Source organism: Bacteroides caecigallinarum (assembly GCF_016901995.1).
In the GTDB taxonomy this organism is placed as follows: Bacteria; Bacteroidota; Bacteroidia; order Bacteroidales; family Bacteroidaceae; genus Phocaeicola; species Phocaeicola cellulolyticus.
On sequence record NZ_JACJLE010000108.1, the window covers coordinates 1 to 2,183 of the forward strand.

At 35.1% G+C, this 2,183-nt stretch carries 1 protein-coding gene; it reads right to left on the minus strand.

Annotated features, from left to right (window positions below; translation table 11 throughout):
• Positions 1–125: 125 nt before the first annotated feature.
• The gene (locus H6A61_RS15110) at positions 126–2,087 is read right to left on the minus strand and encodes a sulfatase family protein (RefSeq protein ID WP_204394723.1); all 1,962 of its coding nucleotides are present in this window, start codon (positions 2,085–2,087) and stop codon (positions 126–128) included.
• Positions 2,088–2,183: the final 96 nt, after the last annotated feature.

Below are 2,183 nucleotides of genomic sequence, written 5' to 3' on the forward strand. Positions count from 1 at the left end.
TCTGCCATAACTGATACATTTAGGGTTACACTATACAAAGGTAACTTCAGCTTGACTATTTACATTCTCTTTGGCGTGATTTTTTTATCTCATGGGAATTTCATTTGTATATCAATTAAATATTATCAGTATGGCAATGGTACAATCTTTCTACGTCCATAATTAAGTTTCAAGCCAGCTTTATATGCTTCTTCTCCATGAAGTAAATCTATATCAAGTTCTCCCAAATTCACCAGAATGCCCCTTGCCATAAGTCCGGCATCTTCATTCTGAATTCGTGGAAGAGTCTCAGCATTATTACGTAATTCATTAAGATATTCACGTATATACTTACGCATATTAGGATCAAGAGATAAACATTCCAATGACGAATACCCAATTTTTCTATTTTCTTCCTTAACAGGATATACCAAATTCTTTATTCCTTCTTCAGGATATCCTAAATAGGATATAGCATATGAAGCCTCGCTTGATATATAAGGATCACTATCATTTATAAGGTGCCTCAATTCTTCAGGACATTCAGAAATTAATCCTAGTTTTGCCAATTGTGCATAACCGACAGTTGCCCAAAATTTCATTTCCGGATAATCACTTATTAATGCCTTTCTAAAAAACTGTTCATCAGATGATTTAGGCATACTTGCAAGTTCTACCAGATTATAAAGTTCATTTAAAGGAAATTTTTCTTCTCTAACCGAATTATACAATATTTTACCTCTTCGTGACGTTGGCAGAAAGAAACCTAAATCTTCCGTTTCTCTTATATGAGAAGATAAAGATTCACGCATTTTATTCAAAATATCCTGATACTGTGGTAAAGAAGATAAATCATGTATTTCGCCAGGATCATTAAACAAATCGAAAAGCATTTCTGCAGGATGAGCACAAAATGTTTGGGCCCAGTCATCATTAGTATTGTGACCACCTAATACAAGTTTATCCCAGGCTTTATTTGACGGCATACCCCACTGATAATAATTTCTCAATGCAAACTGCCTATATGGCATATAACTACGTATATATTTGTATCGCCCGTCTGAAACGGCTCTAACAGGCATAAAATGATGTAACTGGTTCGAAGCAAAAGCAAAATTAAGTTTCCTTTCCTCTTTTGCTGCATATTTACCAAACACAGCTTCTCCCTGCATTCTTTTCTCTGGTTTTACACCCGCAAGACTAAGTACTGTAGGACCTAAATCCGTAAAATTAACCAAACGATTAACTTTACCTGACAAACCATTTGCCAAATGCTTGAATTTTTCTGGGAAATATACTACCAAAGGTACCCTTAAACCACTCTCAAACAAATATCCTTTACCACGAGGGACGCAACCACCGTGATCACTGAAAAAGAAGATTATAGTATTCTCATCAAGACCTTTTTCTTTCAAATCATCAAGATATATCTTAACCCATTTGTCAACATCCTGAACCGCTTCCAAATGACCGGCATAATCAGAACGTACTTCCGGCAAATCAGGTACATAAGATGGCAACGTTAATAGCTGAGGATATATACCCTCACGTGTATAATCACGACGACCGTCGGTATGAAAAGTTCTTATACGACCCATATGCGATGTTACAGTATTGAACACAGCAAAAAAAGGCTGACCATCTTTTCTTTTAGGACTATTATAAGAAGCTTTCTTATTACACTCATCCCAACATGACTTATTATCTGTCGTAGTATTATAATGCGTTTTATTATTATTAGTACAATAATAACCTGCTTCTCTTAATCTTTGAGGGAAGAATATATCCTCGGGAGTATCAAAAGGAACCGGATGAAAATCCATTCCATACGTTGGAGCATAACATCCTGTTATTAAAGAGGAACGCGCCGGAGAACTTTGAGGACCAACAGACCATGCATTCATAAACTGAACACCTCTTTGCGCCAAACTATCCACATTTGGAGTACTAACATCCTTATTGCCATAACAGCCGAATTCATAAGCACTTGTATCTTCAAATGTTAGCCATAGAATATTAGGACGTATATCATCCTTGGCAGAAAGCATACTTACAGACGAAAGCCCCAATATTATTGTTGAACAAAACAATCTGAAATCATTTTTCATAATGAATTTATTTAGGTTAATATATTTCTTTGCGAAAATAGTTATTAAGTTTATTTTCATAACACACACATGTTTAAATAATATATACCAGTGTAT

Bases quoted from the DNA above. Each gene is read 5' to 3' on its own strand.
- H6A61_RS15110 (WP_204394723.1), bottom strand. From the start codon at position 2,087: ATGAAAAATGATTTCAGATTGTTTTGTTCAACAATAATATTGGGGCTT.